The sequence below is a fragment of the Lysobacter sp. CA199 genome (assembly GCF_052078715.1).
Taxonomy (GTDB): domain Bacteria; phylum Pseudomonadota; class Gammaproteobacteria; order Xanthomonadales; family Xanthomonadaceae; genus Lysobacter.
Genome location: NZ_JBQJIL010000009.1, coordinates 13827 through 31721 on the forward strand (window position 1 = coordinate 13827; position 17895 = coordinate 31721).

14 protein-coding genes are annotated in these 17895 nt (G+C 67.9%); 7 read left to right on the forward strand and 7 right to left on the reverse strand.

What is annotated here, in order from left to right; genetic code table 11:
• Positions 1–93: 93 nt before the first annotated feature.
• Entirely contained in the window at positions 94–654 is a 561-nt protein-coding gene (gene yjgA / locus ACTOWJ_RS16985) for a ribosome biogenesis factor YjgA (protein WP_441335807.1), read from the reverse strand.
• 78 nt (positions 655–732) lie between these two features.
• Here yjgA and pmbA point away from each other — a divergent pair, with 78 nt between their 5' ends.
• The 4 genes from pmbA to ACTOWJ_RS17005 all read left to right on the forward strand — a co-directional run bounded on the left by pmbA (position 733) and on the right by ACTOWJ_RS17005 (position 5534).
• On the forward strand, positions 733–2121 hold the full coding sequence (gene pmbA, locus ACTOWJ_RS16990; protein WP_441335808.1) for a metalloprotease PmbA: 1389 nt from the start codon (positions 733–735) through the stop codon (positions 2119–2121).
• A 167-nt stretch (positions 2122–2288) separates the two neighbouring features.
• Positions 2289–3764 carry a DUF1800 domain-containing protein gene (locus ACTOWJ_RS16995; RefSeq protein ID WP_441335809.1) on the forward strand — a complete coding sequence of 492 codons (1476 nt, stop codon included), beginning with the start codon at positions 2289–2291 and terminating at the stop codon, positions 3762–3764.
• Positions 3765–3782: 18 nt separating this feature from the next.
• The gene (locus ACTOWJ_RS17000; RefSeq protein WP_441335810.1) at positions 3783–4922 is read left to right on the forward strand and encodes a DUF1501 domain-containing protein; all 1140 of its coding nucleotides are present in this window, start codon (positions 3783–3785) and stop codon (positions 4920–4922) included.
• A gap of 264 nt (positions 4923–5186) precedes the next feature.
• Positions 5187–5534, forward strand: coding sequence for a DUF4870 domain-containing protein (locus ACTOWJ_RS17005; RefSeq protein WP_441335811.1), 348 nt, complete (start codon positions 5187–5189; stop codon positions 5532–5534).
• A 182-nt stretch (positions 5535–5716) separates the two neighbouring features.
• Here the strand turns inward: ACTOWJ_RS17005 and ispA are convergent, their stop codons facing one another.
• From ispA to tilS, 3 genes are all read right to left on the reverse strand, one after another.
• Positions 5717–6598 carry a (2E,6E)-farnesyl diphosphate synthase gene (gene ispA / locus ACTOWJ_RS17010; RefSeq protein ID WP_441335812.1) on the reverse strand — a complete coding sequence of 294 codons (882 nt, stop codon included), beginning with the start codon at positions 6596–6598 and terminating at the stop codon, positions 5717–5719.
• Between the two features lie 109 nt (positions 6599–6707).
• The gene (locus ACTOWJ_RS17015) at positions 6708–6998 is read right to left on the reverse strand and encodes an exodeoxyribonuclease VII small subunit (RefSeq protein WP_441335813.1); all 291 of its coding nucleotides are present in this window, start codon (positions 6996–6998) and stop codon (positions 6708–6710) included.
• Positions 6999–7221: 223 nt separating this feature from the next.
• Entirely contained in the window at positions 7222–8523 is a 1302-nt protein-coding gene (tilS, locus tag ACTOWJ_RS17020; RefSeq protein ID WP_441335814.1) for a tRNA lysidine(34) synthetase TilS, read from the reverse strand.
• Between the two features lie 108 nt (positions 8524–8631).
• On the opposite strand from tilS, the gene ACTOWJ_RS17025 reads away from it, so the two are divergent.
• Complete coding sequence (locus ACTOWJ_RS17025) at positions 8632–9696, forward strand: NADH:flavin oxidoreductase/NADH oxidase (protein WP_441335815.1); 1065 nt, start codon at positions 8632–8634, stop codon at positions 9694–9696.
• 197 nt (positions 9697–9893) lie between these two features.
• Here the strand turns inward: ACTOWJ_RS17025 and ACTOWJ_RS17030 are convergent, their stop codons facing one another.
• From ACTOWJ_RS17030 to dnaE, 3 genes are all read right to left on the reverse strand, one after another.
• The gene (locus ACTOWJ_RS17030; RefSeq protein WP_441335816.1) at positions 9894–10592 is read right to left on the reverse strand and encodes a transglycosylase domain-containing protein; all 699 of its coding nucleotides are present in this window, start codon (positions 10590–10592) and stop codon (positions 9894–9896) included.
• 25 nt (positions 10593–10617) lie between these two features.
• A complete protein-coding gene (locus tag ACTOWJ_RS17035; RefSeq protein ID WP_441335817.1) occupies positions 10618–11577 on the reverse strand; it encodes an acetyl-CoA carboxylase carboxyltransferase subunit alpha in 960 nt (319 codons plus the stop codon).
• Positions 11578–11908: 331 nt separating this feature from the next.
• Positions 11909–15445 carry a DNA polymerase III subunit alpha gene (dnaE, locus tag ACTOWJ_RS17040; RefSeq protein WP_441335818.1) on the reverse strand — a complete coding sequence of 1179 codons (3537 nt, stop codon included), beginning with the start codon at positions 15443–15445 and terminating at the stop codon, positions 11909–11911.
• Between the two features lie 527 nt (positions 15446–15972).
• Between dnaE and ACTOWJ_RS17045 the strand changes: the two genes are divergently transcribed.
• Positions 15973–16365 (forward strand): BlaI/MecI/CopY family transcriptional regulator, encoded by a 393-nt coding sequence (locus ACTOWJ_RS17045; RefSeq protein WP_441335819.1) that lies wholly within the window; start codon positions 15973–15975, stop codon positions 16363–16365.
• Positions 16362–17882 (forward strand): M23/M56 family metallopeptidase, encoded by a 1521-nt coding sequence (locus ACTOWJ_RS17050; protein ID WP_441335820.1) that lies wholly within the window; start codon positions 16362–16364, stop codon positions 17880–17882. Before ACTOWJ_RS17045 ends, ACTOWJ_RS17050 begins: the two co-directional genes overlap by 4 nt.
• Positions 17883–17895 lie beyond the last annotated feature (13 nt).

The window sequence follows — 17895 nt, forward strand, 5'->3', positions numbered from 1 at the left end:
GTTCGGGCGTTCACGGACGCGCGAGCCAATGGCTCGCAAGCGGCGTGCGTTCACCCCGCAAGCGGGAGAGGGACTAAAGGCAGCAGGCGAAAATCATTCTTGTTCGTCGTCGAACTCGTCGTCGCCCGCTTCATTCGCCCCCAACATCACCGTACGCAACTCGCGATACAACTCGCGGAACGAATGCGGCGGCTTGTTGCGCTTGCGCTCTTCCAGCGTATTGCGCGCCAGTTGGCGCAGACGCTGGCGGTCGGCGGTCGGGTACTCGGTGAGGAAATCCGCCAGGGCGCTGTCGCCGTCGATGAGCAAGCGCTCGCGCCATTGCTCGATCCGATGCATCGCGGCGATCTCGCGCCGTGCGGTTTCGCCGTTTTCGTCCAGCGCATCGCGCAGCGCGTCCATCGCCGCTTCGTCCTCGCGGCGCATCTGCTTGGCCAGGAACGCCAGCTGGCGCTTGTGCGCGACGTGCGCAGTGATGCGCTTGCAGTCGCGGATGTGCGGCAACAGCGCTTCGGGCACCGGCAGCTTGGCCAGCTGGGCCTCGGTCAGCGACACCAGTTTTTCGCCCAGGGCCAACGTTTCCAGCGCTTCGCGCCGGTTCTGGCTCCGGCTGGGGCTCAGGAATTCGCCGGTTTCCTCGTCTCTGCCGCGCATCGCAAAACACCTCTATAGCCTGCAAACTGAACATTACGACGGCGGCGCCACGGCGCCGCACACCACTAGGATAAGCCATTGAACGCGTCAGCCCTCAGCCAGGCCGCTCCGGCCCATACATTCGCCGACCCCGAAGCGCGTCTGGACGCGCTGTCCGACCTGTCCCAGCGCCTGCTCGCGGCCGCGCGCGCGCGCGGCGCGACCCAGGCCGAGGTCTCGTGCTCGGAGGAGACCGGCCTCAACGTGAACGTGCGCATGGGCGAGGTGGAAACGGTCGAATCCACCCGCGATCGCGGCATCGCCGTGACCGTCTATTTCGGCCAGCGCAAGGGCAGCGCCAGCACCGCCGATCTGCGCGAAGAAAGCCTGGAATCCACGGTCGAACAGGCCTGCGCGATCGCCCGCTACACCGAGGACGACAGCGCCGCCGGCCTGGCCGAGGCGACCCTGATGGCCACCGATCTGCGCGATTTCGATACCTGGCACCCCTGGTACATCGACGCCGACCGCGCGATCGAACTGGCCCTGGCCAGCGAGGCGGCCGGCCGCGAATTCGACGCGCGCATCGAGAACTCCGACGGCGCCTCGGTCGGCACCGGCTGCAGCCTGGGCGTGTACGCCAACTCGCACGGCTTCGTGGGCCGCGAGCGCAGCAGCCACCACAGTCTGGGCTGCGCGCTGATCGCCGGTCGCGGCGACAGCATGCAGCGCGACGGCTGGTACACCTCGGCGTTGATCGCCGACGAACTCGAATCGGCAGCCAGCGTCGGCCGCAAGTCGGCCGAGCGCACGATCGCGCGACTGGCGCCGCGGCAATTGACCACCGGCGAATACCCGGTGCTGTTCGCCGCCGAAAGCGCGCGTTCGCTGGTCGGCCACCTGCTCGGCGCGATCAGCGGCGGCGCCTTGTACCGGCGCGCGAGTTTCCTGGTCGACAGCGTCGGCACGCAACTGTTTCCGTCGTGGTTCCGCATCGAGGAACAACCGTTTCTGCATCGCGGGCTGCGCTCGACCTCTTACGATGCCGAAGGCGTGGCCACGCGCGAATCGGCGCTGATCGAAGGCGGTGTGCTGCAGCATTACCTGCTCGGCAGTTACTCCGCGCGCAAGCTCGGCTTGCAGACCACCGGCAACGCCGGCGGCGTGCACAATCTGCAGGTCGCGGCCAACGCCGGCGACTTCGCCTCGATGCTGCAGCAGATCGGCCGCGGCCTGTTGGTCACCGAGCTGATGGGGCAGGGCGTCAACGCGGTCACCGGCGATTACTCGCGCGGCGCGGCCGGTTTCTGGATCGAGGACGGCGAAATCCAGTACCCCGTCGACGGCATCACCATCGCCGGCAATCTGCGCACGATGTTCCAGGCCATCGAAGCGGTCGGCACCGACGTGGATTACCGCTCGCATGTGCGCACCGGTTCGATCCTGGTCGGCCGTATGACGGTGGCGGGCGAAAGCGCGGAAGATTGATCGTGCGTGGACGAGCGACGCGCGGTTCGATCGCGAACGCGTTCGGCCGATGAAGCTCCGTTCGATTTCTCGAAATGCGACATCGGCGCCTGAACGGGCGTCGATTGTTGTCAACCTGCGAGGTGCGCGTCCGTTTCCGGGGATATCTTATTGTCCCGGAGAACCCGATGAGCGCAAGCAAAGCCACTGCTGCCAATCGTTTCGGACTCGGCGCGCGCCCCGGCGAGATCGATGGCGGCGGCGACGGGCGTGAGATTCTGCTCGCGCAATTGCGGCAACCCGTATCGCTGAGCGCATTCGACGGTCTGCCCGGCAGTGCGGCGATCATGCGCAACGAGTACGAACTGCAACGGCTCAGGCGCGCAAGCGATGCGATGAGCACGCCGCAGGCCGCCGCCGCGCCGGCCGGCACGGACGGCATGGCCGCCCCGGCGATGGACGCACGTCGCGGCAACGGCGAGGCTCAGCCCATGCCGGCCGTCGCCGATCCCGCCGCCGACAAACTCCGCGAGATGCGCAAGCAGCAGCTCAACGAATTCGGCGCGCGTTATCGCCATGCCGCGCGCACGCCGGCGCCGTTCGTCGAACGTCTGGCCCAGTTCTGGTCCAACCATTTCGCGGTGTCCATCGACAAGTCCAGCGCGAGCCGGTATGCGGCGTCGATGGAGCGCGAAGCGATCCGGCCGCACGTGACCGGACGTTTCGAAGACATGTTGTTCGCCGTGGAAACCCATCCGGCGATGCTGCGTTATCTCGACAACACGGTATCCATCGGCGATGCCTCGCGCGCGGCGCGCAAGGCCGAACTCACGAACCGTCGCAAGCGCGGGCTCAACGAGAACCTCGCGCGCGAGATCCTGGAACTGCATACCCTAGGCGTGGACGGCGGCTATCGCCAGAACGATGTGACCGAACTGGCGCGGGCGATCACCGGCTGGAGCACGCTGGGGCCGAACGAAACCCAATCCGACGATCCGTTCGCGTTCCGCGTCAACGCGCACGAACCCGGCGCGCGGCATGTGCTGGGCCGCGACTACGCCGAAGGCGGATTGGAGCAAGGGCGCGCGGTACTGGCCGACCTGGCCCGGCATCCGGCCACCGCGAAGCATCTGAGTTTCAAGCTGGCGCGCCATTTCGTCGCCGACGAACCGCCGCCGGCCTTGGTCGAGGCCATGGCCAAGGCGTACCTGCGCAGCGACGGCGACTTGCGCGCGCTCTACGCCAGCCTGGTCGAAAGCCCGCTGGCGTGGAAACCCGATGCGCGCAAGTTCAAGACGCCGAACGATTTCGTGATCTCGGCGCTGCGCGCGGGCGAACTGCCGGTGGACAGCGACGCGCGCGCCCTGGTCGCGCTGCTCGCCAATCTCGGCCAACCCATATTCACCCCGCGCTCGCCGGCCGGTTTTCCCGATACCACCGCCGATTGGAGCAGCCCCGACGGTTTGTTCAAGCGGATCCAGGCGGCGCAATTGTTCGCCGATCGCGTCGATGCGAGCGGTTCCACTCCGTACGAGCGCGCGGTATCGGTGCTCGGCAGCGAAACGGTCAGCGGCGATTTCGCGATCGGCCTGCGCCGCGCCGGCTCGGCCAGCGACGGCTATTCGTTGCTGTTCGCCAGTCCCGCATTCCAGTGGAGAGCGTGACCGATGGAGGGGAATGAAATGATCGACGCTCAACGACGTGGCCTGTTGGCGGCGTTCGGCGCGAGCGCGCTGTTGACCTTGTTCCCCGGCGTGACTCGCGCGGCCACCGGACACGACACCCGGTTCCTGCTGGTGCTGCTGCGCGGCGGACTCGACGGCCTGCATCTGTTGCCCGCGTTCGGCGATCCGGCCTATGCGGCGTTGCGCGGCGACGGTGCGATCGCCGATCCGATCCGCATCGACAGCCAGTTCGGCCTGCACCCGGCGATGCAGCAGGCGGCGGCGATGTATCGCGCCAAGCAGTTGTTGCCGATCGTCGCGATCGCGCCGCCGTACCGTCAGCGTTCGCATTTCGATGCGCAAGATTGCCTGGAGAACGGCACCGCCACGCCGAACGGCGCGCGCGACGGCTGGCTCGGCCGCTGCGTGCGCGCGCTGCCCGGCGATTCCGCGCTCGCGGTGGCGGCGGTGATGCCGTTGGCGCTGCGCGGCAGCGATCGCGCCAGCAACTGGTCGCCGCCGCTGTCGAAGAAGGTCGACCCGTTGTTGCTGCAGCAATTGCAGCCGCTGTACGCGGCCGATCCGCGGCTCAACGAACTGTTCGAGCGCTCGACCCAGACCGCGGCGATGCGGCGCGAAGGCAAGGGCGCGTTCGCGCTGCCAGAAGCGATGCGCGTGGCCGCGCAGCGCATGGCCGTGGCCGACGGTCCGCGCATCGGCTTCGTCGAGGACAGCGGCTGGGACACTCACCGCAACCAGGCGCCGCTGCTGCAGCGCAAATTGGCCCAGCTCGACGAGGGCCTGGCCAATGCGCGCGACGGATTCGGTGCGGCATGGTCGCGCACGGTGGTCGTGGTGGTCACCGAGTTCGGCCGCACCGCGGCGATCAACGGCACCGGCGGCACCGATCATGGCACCGGCGCCGTCGCTCTGTTGTGCGGCGGCGCGGTGGGCGGCGGCCGCATCGGCGGCGATTGGCCGGGGCTGGCGCCGGCGCAGCTCAACGAAGGCCGCGATGTGCGCGCCACCAGCGATCTGCGCGCCTTGTTCAAACGCGTGCTGATCGAACACGTCGGGCTGGCCGATGCGGCGGTGGAGTCGAAGGTGTTTCCCGGCAGCCGGGCGGTCGCGCCGATGCAGGGCCTGCGTCTGACCTGAACGCCGCTGCCCGGTGCTCGATACCGACGATGCGGTAGCGCATTGTCATGACCCTCGCGGGCGACCGGGACCGAAGCGTTTCCGACATATCCGAGCGCATCGCGTGGCCGGAATCGTGCCCTCCCTACGTGGACCGGGGGCGGTAAAACTTGCGCGTCGGCATTGTTATTCTGTGATGAATAAAGGTTTATGATGCCCGCAAGGGAGCCGGGCCACGGGCGCGGCTACTTGCACCGACACCATCCAACACGTAGGGGAAGCGTAATGAACGATATCAGTCAGGACGAGAAGACTTGGGGCATGCTGGCTCATCTGAGCACGTTGGTCGGTTTGCTCATTCCCTTGGGCTCGGTGCTGGGGCCGCTCGTAGTGTGGCTGATCAAGAAGGACACCATGCCCTTCGTCGCCGACCAGGGCAAAGAAGCGCTGAACTTCAACATCACCGTGCTGTTGGCGATCATCGTCAGCGTGGTGCTCAGCATCGTGCTGATCGGTTTCCTGCTGATGGCCGTGGTCGGCATCGGCTGGCTGGTGCTGACCATCATGGCTGCGCTCGCCGCGAACAAGGGTGAGGAATACCGTTATCCGTGGACGCTGCGTCTGGTCAAGTAAGACGCGCGCCATGACAAGAAAAAAGCGGGCTTCGGCCCGTTTTTTTTGTTTTGGAATAGCGCGCGACAATTGCGGAGCGCGGATCCGCCTCGTATTTCGGCAACGCGGTAACGCGTTGCTCACGCCAGACGTCGGACCTGCACAGCATTCGACGCGAATACGTGCGTCGCTTCGCTTCCGACTCAACGATCGCGTTCGATCGCCAGCCGTCCCAGCGCGCGCAGCGCGGCGGCGCGTTCGCCGAACGGCTCCAGCGCCTGCGTCATCGCCTGCGCGAGTTCGCTCAGCCGCGCGCGCGAATCGTCCAGGCCGATCAGCGCGGGGAAGGTCGATTTGTCCTGGGCGATGTCCTTGCCGGCGGTCTTGCCGAGGGTCTGGCTGTCGCCTTCGATATCCAGGATGTCGTCGCGCACCTGGAACGCCAGGCCCAGCGCCTGCGCGTAACGGTCCAGCGATTCCAGCGCGGACAGATCGGCGCCGCCGCACAAGGCGCCCATCCGCACCGACGCGCGGATCAGCGCGCCGGTCTTGAGCGAATGCAGGCGTTCCAGCGCGGCCACATCGAGCCGCACGCCGGCGCCGGTGGCGTCGATGTCGAGCGCCTGGCCGCCGCACATGCCGGCCACGCCCGCGGCCTGGGCCAGGGTGCGCAGCAGATCGACCCGGATCGGATCGGCGACCTGGGTGTCGGCGAGCACGCCGAAGGCCAGCGATTGCAGCGCGTCGCCGGCCAGGATCGCGGTGGCTTCGTCGAAGGCCACGTGCACGGTGGGTTGGCCGCGACGCAGTGCGTCGTCGTCCATCGCCGGCAGATCGTCGTGCACCAGCGAGTAGGCGTGGATGAATTCGACCGCCGCGGCCGGCGCGTCGAGCACCACCGGTGCGACTTCGAACAACGCGCCGCTGGCGTAGACCAGCAGCGGGCGCATGCGCTTGCCGCCGAGCAGCACCGCATGGCCCATGGCCTGATGCAGCCGGCGCGGTTCGGCGTCGGTGGCCGGCAGCGCGTGCGCGAGAGCGGCGTCGGCGCGTTCGCGCCACTCGCTGAGAATACGGTCGAGCATGAGCGGATCGGGCCTCGGTGAGCCGGACGGAGCGGGGCGGGCCATGGGTCAGCGCACGCTCGCGCAGGCTGTCGTGACACCGGCTGTCGCGGCGCGACCGGCGGACGGGTCAGGCATCGACTTCGCTGCCGGGCGGACCGGCATTGCCGAACGGTTCGGCGCTGCCCGGTTCCTGCGGGTCGGTGAGCAGGCGCACGCGCAACTCGGCCTGCTCCAGCGCGGTCTGGCAGCGGCGGTACAGCCCGACGCCGCGTTCGTAGGCAGCGAGGGAATCTTCCAGGCTCATCTCGCCGTGTTCCATTTTCTCGACCAACTGTTCGAGCGCGTCCAGCGATTGCTCGAAATCGGCGACCGGCGAGGCTTCTGTGGTGGCGGCTTCTGTGGTGGATTTACGGGCCATGGGAGAAGTGTGAGCCGGGGGGCGGGCGGGGTCAATGCGTGGACGCGGGCACGAATGCGACAGAGCGTCGCGGGGCTTGTGCCGTCGGTTGCGCGGGGCGCTGCGGTGGCGCGGTCGCGGCTCGCGCCGCTCCTACAGTCGGATTGCGCGGTTTCGGTCTCGCCTTGTAGGAGCGGCGCGAGCCGCGACCTCGTTCACGCGCACATGGCGCAAGCACCGATCGCTACGACACCCATTCCAATCGCGCCCCGCGTTCGCGCAGCCAGGCGTCCATCCGCGCCGAATACAGCAGATCGCCCGCCGCCAGCAGTTCGCCGTCCGACGACGAGAGCAGCGGCAAGCGCAGGCGCTCCCACGGCGGCACGCCCAGTTCCTGCAGCGCGTGCTTGAGCGCGTGACGGTGCGTGCGGCCGGGCAGGGCGATGCGTTCGCCTCCGCGCCGCGCGTGCGCCACGCAGGGCATGTCGAAAGCGTCGGCGCCGTCCAACCGCCATTGGCCGCCGTCGGGCAACGACAGCGGTTCGCGGCCGTCCCAGTCGTGGTTCCAGTCCTTGGGCAGGGCCGGACGCAACGGTTGTGCATGCAGCAGATCGCGCCAGGCGCGGATCACCGCGCCGTGCCAGACGAATTGCGCTTCGGCGTCGGCGCGAGCCGACAGCAGTTCCGATTCGATCCGCAGCACGCCCTGCGCCGGCAATGGCGGCAGATCGAGCGCGGCGATCCAGCGACGCAGCACGCGCGCGCGTCGCGCCTGCGGCAGCGCGAGCAGGGCCGAGCGCGACAAGGCCTGCGGATCCAGGCTGCGGGTCTGAGCGAGCGCGAGCGCATCGTCGGCGTCGAGCAAGCCGCTGGCCTGGCCGCTCAGTTCGGCCGACACGGCGAAGGCGGCATCGGCCTGCGGCCAGCGTTCGCGCAGCAGCGGCAACACCCGATGGCGCAGGAAATTGCGGTCGTAGCGCTGCTCTTGATTGCTGGGATCGTCGATCCAGCGCAAGCCATGCCGATGCGCGTAGGCCTCCAGCGCGGCGCGCGGCAGATCCAGCAACGGCCGCCATAACTGTCCGCGGCCGCAGTCGCGCCAGCGCCGCATCGCCGCCAATCCATCGGGACCGGAGCCGCGCAACAGCCGCAGCAGCAGGGTTTCGGCCTGATCGTCGCGGTGATGCGCCAGCGCCAGCACTTCGTTCTCGCCCAGGCCGGCCTCGAACGCGGCATGGCGCGCGCGCCGCGCCGCGGCCTCGGGGCCGTCGCCGCCGTCGCGCGCAACCGATACCGGCGAAACGCTCAGTTCCAGACCATGAGCGTCGCAGAATTCCCGGCAATGCCGCGCCCAATCGTCGGCCTGCGGGTGCAGTCCGTGATGGATATGCCAGGCCCGCAGCCCGCGTTCGCGGCGTCGCGGCGAGGCCGCCAAAGCGTGCAGCAGCACGGTCGAGTCCAGGCCGCCGCTGTAGCCCACCCACAGCGGCGCATCCGGCGCTTGCGCCAGGGCCCGGGTGATCGCATCGCTGTCTGATACGGACATGCGCGCATGTTGCCACGGCGGCGGGACGCAGCAACCCATGCGTGATGCTGCATCGGGCGCGGGCCGGCACTACCTTGATCCGCAATCGCCCCTCGCAGAGATTCCACCGTGTCCCGGCTTTTCGCCCCGCTTTCGCAACGATCCCTGACCCTGCGCAACCGCCTGGTGGTGTCGCCGATGTGCCAGTACTCGGCGGTCGACGGGCTGCCGAACAACTGGCATCTGGTGCATCTGGGCAGCCGCGCGGTCGGCGGCGCGGGCCTGGTCATGACCGAGGCCAGCGCGGTGTCGCCGGAGGGCCGCATTTCCGCTGCCGATACCGGTCTGTGGAACGCCTCGCAGGCCGAGGCCTGGCATCGGATCACCTGTTTCCTGCGTGCGCGCGAAGCCGTGGTCGGCGTGCAGCTCGGCCACGCCGGGCGCAAGGCCAGCGTCGAACCGCCGTGGTTGGGCGGCAACGCGGTGCTGCCGCAGGAGGGCGGCTGGTTGCCGGTGGCGCCGTCGCCGCTGGCGTTCCGCGAAGATTTCGCCGAGCCGCGCGAACTGCAGCCGATCGAGATCCGCACCGTGGTCGACGATTTCGCCGCCGCGGCGCAGCGCGCGCTGGATGCGTGTTTCCAACTCGTCGAGATCCATGCCGCGCACGGCTATTTGTTGCATCAGTTCCTCTCGCCGTTGTCGAACCGGCGTAAGGATCGTTACGGCGGCAGTTTCGAAAACCGCACGCGCTTGCTGCGCGAAGTGCTGGCCGCGGTGCGCGAGGTGTGGCCGGAGCGGTTGCCGTTGTGGCTGCGCATTTCGGCGACCGATTGGGCCGATGGCGGTTGGGATATCGAACAGAGCGTGGAGCTGGCGCGGGTCGTCAAGGCGCTGGGCGTGGATTTGATCGACGTGTCCAGCGGCGGCCTGGTGCCGCATGCGCGGATTCCGGCCGAGCCGAATTATCAGGTGCCGTTCTCCGCGCGCATTCGCCGCGAAGCCGGTATCGCCACCGGCGCGGTGGGCCTGATAACCCAGGCCGCGCAGGCCGAGAAGATCGTCGAGGCCGGCGAGGCCGACGTGGTGCTGCTTGCGCGCGAGTTGTTGCGCGACCCGTACTTCCCGCATCGCGCCGCGCGCGAGTTGGGCGCGGCGATGCATGTGCCGGAGCAGTATCAGCGGGCTTGGGGTTGATATCGCGATTGCGGGAAAAGCGTTGGGCCTGAAGGCCCTCCCACAAAAGACTTCGTGCTTTAAGGCTCTTTCGCAGAGTCTTCGTGCCCGAAGGGTTTCTCAGAACAGCGATCGAACGAAGCAGCAACCGACAGTCTGAAGTCTTTTGTGGGAGGGCATTCAGGCCCGACGCTTTGCTCCCCGGTCGCGTTGCCGCTTCACGATCTGGGTCGGCAAACCCCGATACGCATGTTCGCCGGAGGCCGCAGCGCGTCTAGCGCCAAGCCGGCGCTGTCCACAAGCAACGCATAGCGCCGCGCGAATCTGCCCGGCTCGCAAGCCGGATCGTGCGACTTGCCGCGCATCGCAACCAACAGCGCGATCAGCTCGCGCGTTTGCAATGCCTCCACCGGCTGCGCGAAGTAGCGCTTGGCCGCCGCATCGATGCCGCGTACCGGCGCGCCGTTTTCGTCGATGCCGAAGGACGCCTGTTCGAGCGCGTAATCGATGAGCTGCTCGCCGCTGCGTTCGCGGCTCAGCCGGATGCTGAGCGCGGCGTTGGTCAAATGCCAGAGCGATATCCGGCGTCGTTGCGGCAGCAATCGCATCTGCAGGTGGCTTGCGACGCGGTCGCGCAGCAGACGGCCCGCGAGCGCGCGCGTGTTGCCGTTGGGCTCGGTGAGGGTATCGATGACGAAACCGACCGGATTGCTCGGGCGTACTTCGATAGGGCCTGTGCCGCCGACCTCGAGCGTCCAGTACAACTGCCGCAGCGGCTCGGAGTAAGCGCGCTGCGCTTGCGGCAGCTGTTCGGGAATTCCGCGCAGCCCGTACCAGTACAAGCCGTAGATCAGCGCCAGCAGCAGGGTCGCGAGAACGACCAGCACCCCTGCGATGTATTTGAGCAGGACGTCCATGTCTGCGATGTCCGATTAGGTGCGCTCAAGCCGCCTCGTACGCCCCATATCCACGCAACCGCTCATACCGCCGCTGCAACAACTCATCGCTCGGCACGCCTTCCAGCGCATCGAGTTCGTTGAGCAGCACGGCCTTCAGACGCGTGGCCATCTGTTTGGGATTGCGATGCGCGCCGCCGATCGGCTCGCGCACGATCTTGTCGATCAGGCCCAACTCGAACAGGCGCTTGGCGGTCAGGCCGAGTTGTTCGGCCGCGTCCTTGGCTTTCTCGGCGGTCTTCCACAGGATCGAGGCGCAGCCTTCCGGGGTGATCACCGAGTAGGTGCTGTATTCGAGCATCAAGGTGCGGTCGCCCACGCCGATGGCGAGCGCGCCGCCGGAACCGCCTTCGCCGATCACGGTGCAGATCACCGGGATCTTGAGTTCGGCCATTTCCAGCAGGTTGCGCGCGATGGCTTCGGACTGGCCGCGTTCTTCGGCGTCGATGCCGGGCCAGGCGCCGGCGGTGTCGATGAAGGTCAGCAGCGGCAGGCGGAAACGTTCGGCCAGCTTCATCAGGCGCAACGCCTTGCGGTAGCCCTCCGGACGCGGCATGCCGAAGTTGCGCTTGATCTTGCTCTTGGTGTCGCGGCCCTTCTGGTGGCCGACGATCACCACGCTGCGCCCGGCGATGCGCGCCAGGCCGCCGACGATGGCGGTGTCGTTGGCGAAGGCGCGGTCGCCGGCCAGTTCCTGGAACTCGTCGCACGTCACCCGGATGTAGTCGAGCGTGTACGGCCGGGCCGGGTGGCGGGCCAATTGCGAGATCTGCCAGGACGACAGGTCGCGGAAGATCTGCGCGGTGCGCAGGCGCAGCTTATCCTGCAGGGCGTGGATTTCGGCGTCGATGTCGACCGCCGGGCCGCTGCTGGCGTGGCGCAGTTCCTGGATTTTGGCTTCCAGGTCGGCGATGGGCTGCTCGAAGTCGAGGTAATTCGGATTCATTCGGGGGCCGTGAGCCTTGGTCAACCGACAGTCTAGCCCAGTGGGGCGGACCGTACCGAGGGGGATGGCGGAGTCTGGAGGAGAGCTGGGTCAAATGGTTTCTCCCGCGTATGGGAGAAATCAGAGTGCTTGGGGATTTTGGCGCGGGACGATGTCGGCGATGCCGGATCCAGCGGGCCCTCACCCCAGCCCTCTTCCGCAAGCGGGAGAGGGAGAGGGAGCGAAGAGCGCGTGGGCAGCGAGCGACGTGCGAGCGCTGCGTTTGCTGAATTCAGGCCGATCAGCTCCTTCTCCCGCTTGCGGGAGAAGGTCGGGATGAGGGCGCTTTTGCTTAGTTAGCCCAGGGCTTGGACAGGCTCAGCTTGACCGCTTTCACGCCCGGCTGAGATCGAAGCATACCGACCAAGTCCGCATCCACCCGCACCGACTGCGGACCGTTGAGGTCGAGCATGCCGGCCGCGCCTTCGCGCAGCAGATCCAGGCGGATCGGGGTCGGGCCCGGGCGTTGCTTGGCCAGCAGCGCGTCCACGCGTTGCCAGGTGCCCGGCACGCGCAGGTCCAGGCGCAGCGCCAGGCGTTGCGCGTGTTTGGCGCAGACTTGCGCGTAATCCCAGCAACGCGCCGCGCGCAGGGCGAAGCCGCCGCTGAACGCGTCTTCGCGCAAGCCGCCCTGGATCACCAACAGGCGATCGCGCGCCAGCATCGAGGCGAACTCGCTGTAGGTTTCGGAGAAGAACGCGCACTCCAGGCGGCCGCGGCCGTCCTCGATCTGCACGAACATCTGGCTGTCGCCCTTCTTGCGGAATCCGACCACTTGTCCGGCGACGATCACTTCCAGTTCCGGGCGCCAGCCGCTGCGCGCGCTTTCCGGGCGTTTTTCCCAGATGCTTTCCAGCTCGCCCAGATCGGTGCCGACCAGGCTGCGCAATTCGTCGCGATACGGATCGAAGGGATGCCCGCTGAGGTAGTGGCCCAGGGTTTCGCGTTCGCCGTGCAGGATCTGGCTCAACGGCCATTCGTTGGCTTCGGGCAGATCCAGATGCAAGGCCGGCGCGGCGGTTTCGAAGCCGCCGAACAACGAGACCTGGCCGGCCGCGCGTTCCTTGGCCAACTGGTCGGTGACCTTGAGCACTTCGGGCAATTGCAGCATCAAGCTGGCGCGGTTGCGGCCCAGACCGTCGAGCGCACCGGCGTGGGTCAGCGCTTCCAGCGCACGGCGGTTGAGCTTGCCGGTGTCCACGCGCTTGCAGAAATCCAGCAGATCGGCGAACGGGCCGGCGCGGCGCGCCTCGACGATCGACTCGCACACGCCGCGGCCGACGCCCTTCACCGCGCCGATGCCGTAGCGGATGGTGTTGGCGTCGATCGCCTCGAACATGTATTCGGATTCATTGACGTGCGGCGGCAGCACGGTGATGCCCATGACCCGCGCTTCGTCGAGGAAGTTGACCACCTTGTCGGTGTTGTCCATGTCCGACGAACAGGTCGCGGCCATGAACTCGGCGCCGTAGTGGCGCTTGAGCCAACCGGTCTGGTACGCGACCAGCGCGTACGCGGCCGAGTGCGACTTGTTGAAGCCGTACTCGGCGAACTTCTCCATCAAGTCGAAGATCGGGCTGGCCTGCCTGGCCGGAATATTGCGCTCGGCGCAGCCGGCTTCGAACTTGGCGCGCTCCTTCGCCATTTCCTCCGGTTTCTTCTTGCCCATCGCGCGGCGCAGCATGTCCGCGCCGCCGAGCGTATAGCCGGCCAGGACCTGGGCGATCTGCATCACCTGTTCCTGGTAGACGATGACGCCGTAGGTCGGCGACAGCACCGGTTCCAGGCTGTCGTGCGGATAAGTGACTTCCGCGTTGCCGTGCTTACGGTCGACCCAGTCCTTGTCCATCCCCGAGCCCAGCGGGCCGGGACGGAACAACGCGGCCAGCGCGATGATGTCTTCGAAGGTGTCGGGCTTGGCGCGCTTGAGCAACTCGCGCATGCCGCGCGATTCGAACTGGAACACCGCGACGGTATCGCCGCGCGCGAACAGCTCGTAGGTGGGTTTGTCGTCGAGCTCCAGCGCGGTGATGTCGAGCGGGCTGCGCTCTTGTTCGTCTTTGCCTTCCTTCGCCCGGCGCTTGTTGATCGCCTTGACCGCCCAATCGATGATCGTCAGCGTGCGCAGGCCGAGGAAGTCGAACTTGACCAGGCCGACGGCTTCCACGTCGTCCTTGTCGAATTGGGTGACCGGGCTCTTGCCGCGGCCTTCGCCGTCGTGTTCGGCGAACAGCGGGCAGAAGTCCGACAGCGGGCTCGGCGCGATCACCACGCCGCCGGCGTGCTTGCCGGCGTTGCGGGTCAGGTCTTCGAGTTCGCGCGCCAGATCCAGCAGGTCGCGCACGTCGTCTTCGCTGCGGTAGCGCGCGATCAGATCGGCCGAGGCCAGCTCCGGATTCTTCGCCGCCGCTTCGGATTCGCCCAGCGCGTCGTCCAGGCTGATACCGAGCGTGAGCGGAATCAGCTTGGCGATGCCGTCGACGAAGCCGTACGGGTGGCCGAGCACGCGTCCGGCGTCGCGCACCACCGCCTTGGCGGCCATGGTGCCGTAGGTGATGATCTGCGAAACGCGGTCGCGGCCGTACTTGCGCGCGACGTAGTCGATGACTTCGTCGCGGCGGTCCATGCAGAAGTCGATGTCGAAGTCGGGCATCGACACGCGTTCGGGATTGAGGAATCGCTCGAACAGCAGGTCGTAGGGCAGCGGGTCCAGATCGGTGATGCCCAGCGCCCAGGCGACCAGCGAACCGGCGCCCGAACCGCGGCCCGGGCCCACGGGAATGTCGTGGTCCTTGGCCCAGTTGATGAAGTCCGCGACGATCAGGAAGTAACCGGGGAACCCCATCTTGATGATGACGTCCAGCTCGGTTTCCAGACGCGCGTCGTAGATCTCGCGGGTCTTGCCCGGCGCGATCGGATTTTTTTCCAGGCGCTTGATCAGGCCTTCGCGCGATTGCGCGCGCAGCCACGACTCGATGGTGTGATCGCTCGGCGTGGGAAACGCCGGCAGCGCGTATTCGCCGAGCTTGAGTTCGACGTTGCAGCGCTTGGCCAGCGCCAGCGCGTTGTCGATCGCGTCGGGCACGTCGGCGAACAGCGCGTGCATTTCCTCGCTGGACTTGAGGAACTGCTCGGCGCTGTAGTCGCGCGGACGCTTGGGGTCGTCGAGCACGCGGCCCGAGGCGATGCACACGCGCGCCTCGTGCGCCTCATAGCCTTCGGCGTCGATGAAGCGCGCGTCGTTGCTGGCGATCACCGGCAGGCCGCGCTTGCTGGAGGCCTGCAGGGCGAAGGCGTTGAAGGCGTCCTCGCCGTCGCGCTGGGAGCGGGTCAGTTCCAGATGCAGACGGTCGCCGAACACGCCCTGCCAGTCGACCAGCCAGGCGTGGGCGAGTTCATCGCGATTGCTCGCGGCCAGGCGGCCGGCCAGGCTGTGGCGGCCGGCGAGCGCGAACAGGCCTTGGTTGTCCTCGCGCAGCCATTCCGGACGCAACACCACGCCTTCGGTGCGGTGGCCTTCCATCCAGGCGCGGCTGAGCAGGCGCGACAGACTCAGGTAACCGCCGCGATCGCGGCACAGCAGGGTCAGGCGCGAAGCGGTTTCGTTGCCGTCGGCCAGATGCACGTCGGCGCCGAGGATCGGCTTGATGCCGGCGCCTTCGCAGGCTTTGTAGAACTTGACCGCGGCGAAAATATTGTCGACATCGGTCAACGCGACGGCGGGTTGGCCGAGCGCGACACAGCGCTTGACCAGATCGCCGATGCGGATCGTCGAGTCGGCCAGCGAGTACTCGCTGTGCAAGTGGAGATGAACGAATGGAGCGGACATGCGTACCGGTTCTGCGGCCGTGCCGATGGATACTCAAGCCGGGGACGGCTGGCGGCGTGCGAGCCGCATTGCAGGGTATCAGCCCGGCGGGCTGGGGCAAGCCTTGACAGCGCGGGAATGGCGGTCGCGGCGGAATCTCACCACGTTGCGAACAATCTTCGGGCGCTGTGGCTGACGGGGCCGCCACGGTGAGGGCGATGCATCAGGGGCGAGACGATCAGTGCGGGGCGTTCGCCATCGCCGCTCGCCGGTGCGTGCTTCGAGTCGTGGTGACGCGCGCCGTCGTGCGGTCGGATCCATGAGTGTTGCGGCAGTGCGCGGCGGCGCCGACAAGAGGGACGAGGTGGGCCGCAGTCGGCGATCGGAGCGGCCGATGCACGAAGGGAGTCCGCGGCGGAGCCTGCCTGCCGCGACAGACGAATTCCCGGCCGGCAGGGACCGGCCCGTCCGTCGTCGGTGAGGGTATTGCGGCGTGTGCGACATTTGTCGTATGTTTGCGACATCGGAAACAGGACCGCGCCCCGCCCATGATCCGCCCCTCGAACGCAGAGCTCGAACTGCTCAAATGCCTGTGGCGCCACGAAGCCTGCAGCGCGCGCGAACTGCATAACCACGTGGCGCCGTCGCTGGAGTGGTCGTACTCGTCCACCCGCAAGACGCTCGAACGCATGCTCGACAAGGGCCTGGTCGAGGAAACCAACTTGCACGGGCTCCACGTCTACCGCGCCGCGGTCGGCAAGGTCTCGACCCTGGCCGCGCTGAGCGCCGATTTCGCTCGCCGAGTGCTGGAGATCGACGGTCCGCTGCCGACCCAGGCCTTCGCCGACAGCCGTCTGCTCAGCGAGGACGAGATCGGAGAACTGGAGGCGCTGTTGCGCGGCGCGGAGCCGCACGATTCCAACCCGGACAAGCTCGCATGACGCTGCCCACGCCGAGCGCCTGGGCGCTGCACGCGGCCGCCTGCCTGCTGGCCGGCCTGTTGGCCTGGGCCGTGGGCGTGGGCCTGCACCGCGGGCTGCGCCTGTCGCACGCCGCGCGCGGTTACTGGCTGGGCGTGTGGGCGCTGGCTGCCGTGCCCGCGGTGTTGGCGATCGCATGGCAATGCGCGGCGCCGGCGCAAGCGGCCTGGCCGCTGCCGGTCGCGCTGCCGCTGCCGGCGATCGATGAATTGGCGGGAATGGCAACGGGCGCGTCGCAGGCGATGCGGACACCCGCCGCCAACCTGTGGATCTGGCTGGGGCCGGCGCTGGCGGCGTTGTATCTGAGCGGCGCGGCGATCGCTTCGCTGCGCTGGGCGCGCGGTGCGTTGGCGGTGGGCCGGATCGTGCGCGCCTCGGTTGCGTGCGATCCCGGTTCGCTGCCGGGCCCGCTCAGCGCGGCCGTGTATCGGCGCCTGCGCGGCCGTGGAGTTTCGTTGCGGGTGAGCGCTTTGCCGATCAGCCCGTTCGCGGTGGCGTGGCCGCGGCGCGCGATCGTGCTGCCGTCGGCGCTGCTCGCGCGGCTGAGCGATCGTCAGCTCAAGATGGTGCTGCGCCACGAGGCGGCGCATCTGGCTCAGCACGATCCGCAACGCGCCGCGTCGATGCGCCTGGTGGCGACGGTGTTCTGGTTCAATCCGTTTCTGGGTTGGATCGCCGATCGTGTGCAGTTGGCGGCCGAGTTGCGTTGCGACGCCGCGGCGATGGGCGCGGGCATCGGTGCGCGCCACGGCTATGCCCGCGCTTATTTGGAAACGGTGCGGTTGTCGGCCGCCGCGCCGATGCCGGCGCAGGTGGCGGCGTTCACTCGTCGCGATCCGGGCAATCACAAGCTGCGGATCGGCCACATGCTGCAAGGCGACACCCGCCGGCGCATGCCGGCGCCGCTGCGGCTTGCGTTGAGCGCGTTGGCGCTGTTGGCCGGCAGCGCATTCGCGGCGGTGCAACTCGGCGCGACCCAGCGCTCGGTTCCCGATGCATCGCCGGCGGTTTCGGCGATCGTGCAAGCCAAAGCGGCCGGCGACGAGATATCGCTGGACTCGGTCGACGCGGCGACGCCCGCGCGTACGATCGACTGGCGATTCCCGGTCGCCCAGCCGCGCATCATCAGCGCTTACGGCGCGCTCGGCGGTCCCTACGTGCGTCCGCATCGCGGTCTGGATTTCGCCGCCAAGCGCGGCACCCCGGTCTATGCGCCGGCCGACGCCACCGTCGTCGCGGCGACCGAGCGTTATCCCGGCGGCGCGCAATACGGCAAGGTGGTCGTGCTCGATCACGGTGGCGGTTGGCAGTCGTTGTACGCGCACCTGGACGGGTTCGACGTGACCGTCGGGCAACACGTGTCGGTCGGTACCCAGATCGGCCGCGCCGGCCGCAGCGGCAAGGTGACCGGGCCGCATCTGCATGTCGAAATGTTGTTCGACGGCCACCGTGTGGATCCGCAAACCTTGCTGCGATGAGCGGATAGCTTCT

What these genes read in the sequence shown, in the direction of transcription:
- ispA (WP_441335812.1), bottom strand. Translation starts at nt 6,598, where the DNA reads ATGCTCGACCGTATTCTCAGCGAGTGGCGCGAACGCGCCGACGCCGCT.
- dnaE (WP_441335818.1), bottom strand. Translation starts at nt 15,445, where the DNA reads ATGTCCGCTCCATTCGTTCATCTCCACTTGCACAGCGAGTACTCGCTG.
- ACTOWJ_RS17000 (WP_441335810.1), top strand. Translation starts at nt 3,783, where the DNA reads ATGATCGACGCTCAACGACGTGGCCTGTTGGCGGCGTTCGGCGCGAGC.
- ACTOWJ_RS17015 (WP_441335813.1), bottom strand. Translation starts at nt 6,998, where the DNA reads ATGGCCCGTAAATCCACCACAGAAGCCGCCACCACAGAAGCCTCGCCG.
- tilS (WP_441335814.1), bottom strand. Translation starts at nt 8,523, where the DNA reads ATGTCCGTATCAGACAGCGATGCGATCACCCGGGCCCTGGCGCAAGCG.
- ACTOWJ_RS17045 (WP_441335819.1), top strand. Translation starts at nt 15,973, where the DNA reads ATGATCCGCCCCTCGAACGCAGAGCTCGAACTGCTCAAATGCCTGTGG.
- ACTOWJ_RS17005 (WP_441335811.1), top strand. Translation starts at nt 5,187, where the DNA reads ATGAACGATATCAGTCAGGACGAGAAGACTTGGGGCATGCTGGCTCAT.
- ACTOWJ_RS17035 (WP_441335817.1), bottom strand. Translation starts at nt 11,577, where the DNA reads ATGAATCCGAATTACCTCGACTTCGAGCAGCCCATCGCCGACCTGGAA.
- ACTOWJ_RS16995 (WP_441335809.1), top strand. Translation starts at nt 2,289, where the DNA reads ATGAGCGCAAGCAAAGCCACTGCTGCCAATCGTTTCGGACTCGGCGCG.
- yjgA (WP_441335807.1), bottom strand. Translation starts at nt 654, where the DNA reads ATGCGCGGCAGAGACGAGGAAACCGGCGAATTCCTGAGCCCCAGCCGG.
- ACTOWJ_RS17030 (WP_441335816.1), bottom strand. Translation starts at nt 10,592, where the DNA reads ATGGACGTCCTGCTCAAATACATCGCAGGGGTGCTGGTCGTTCTCGCG.
- ACTOWJ_RS17050 (WP_441335820.1), top strand. Translation starts at nt 16,362, where the DNA reads ATGACGCTGCCCACGCCGAGCGCCTGGGCGCTGCACGCGGCCGCCTGC.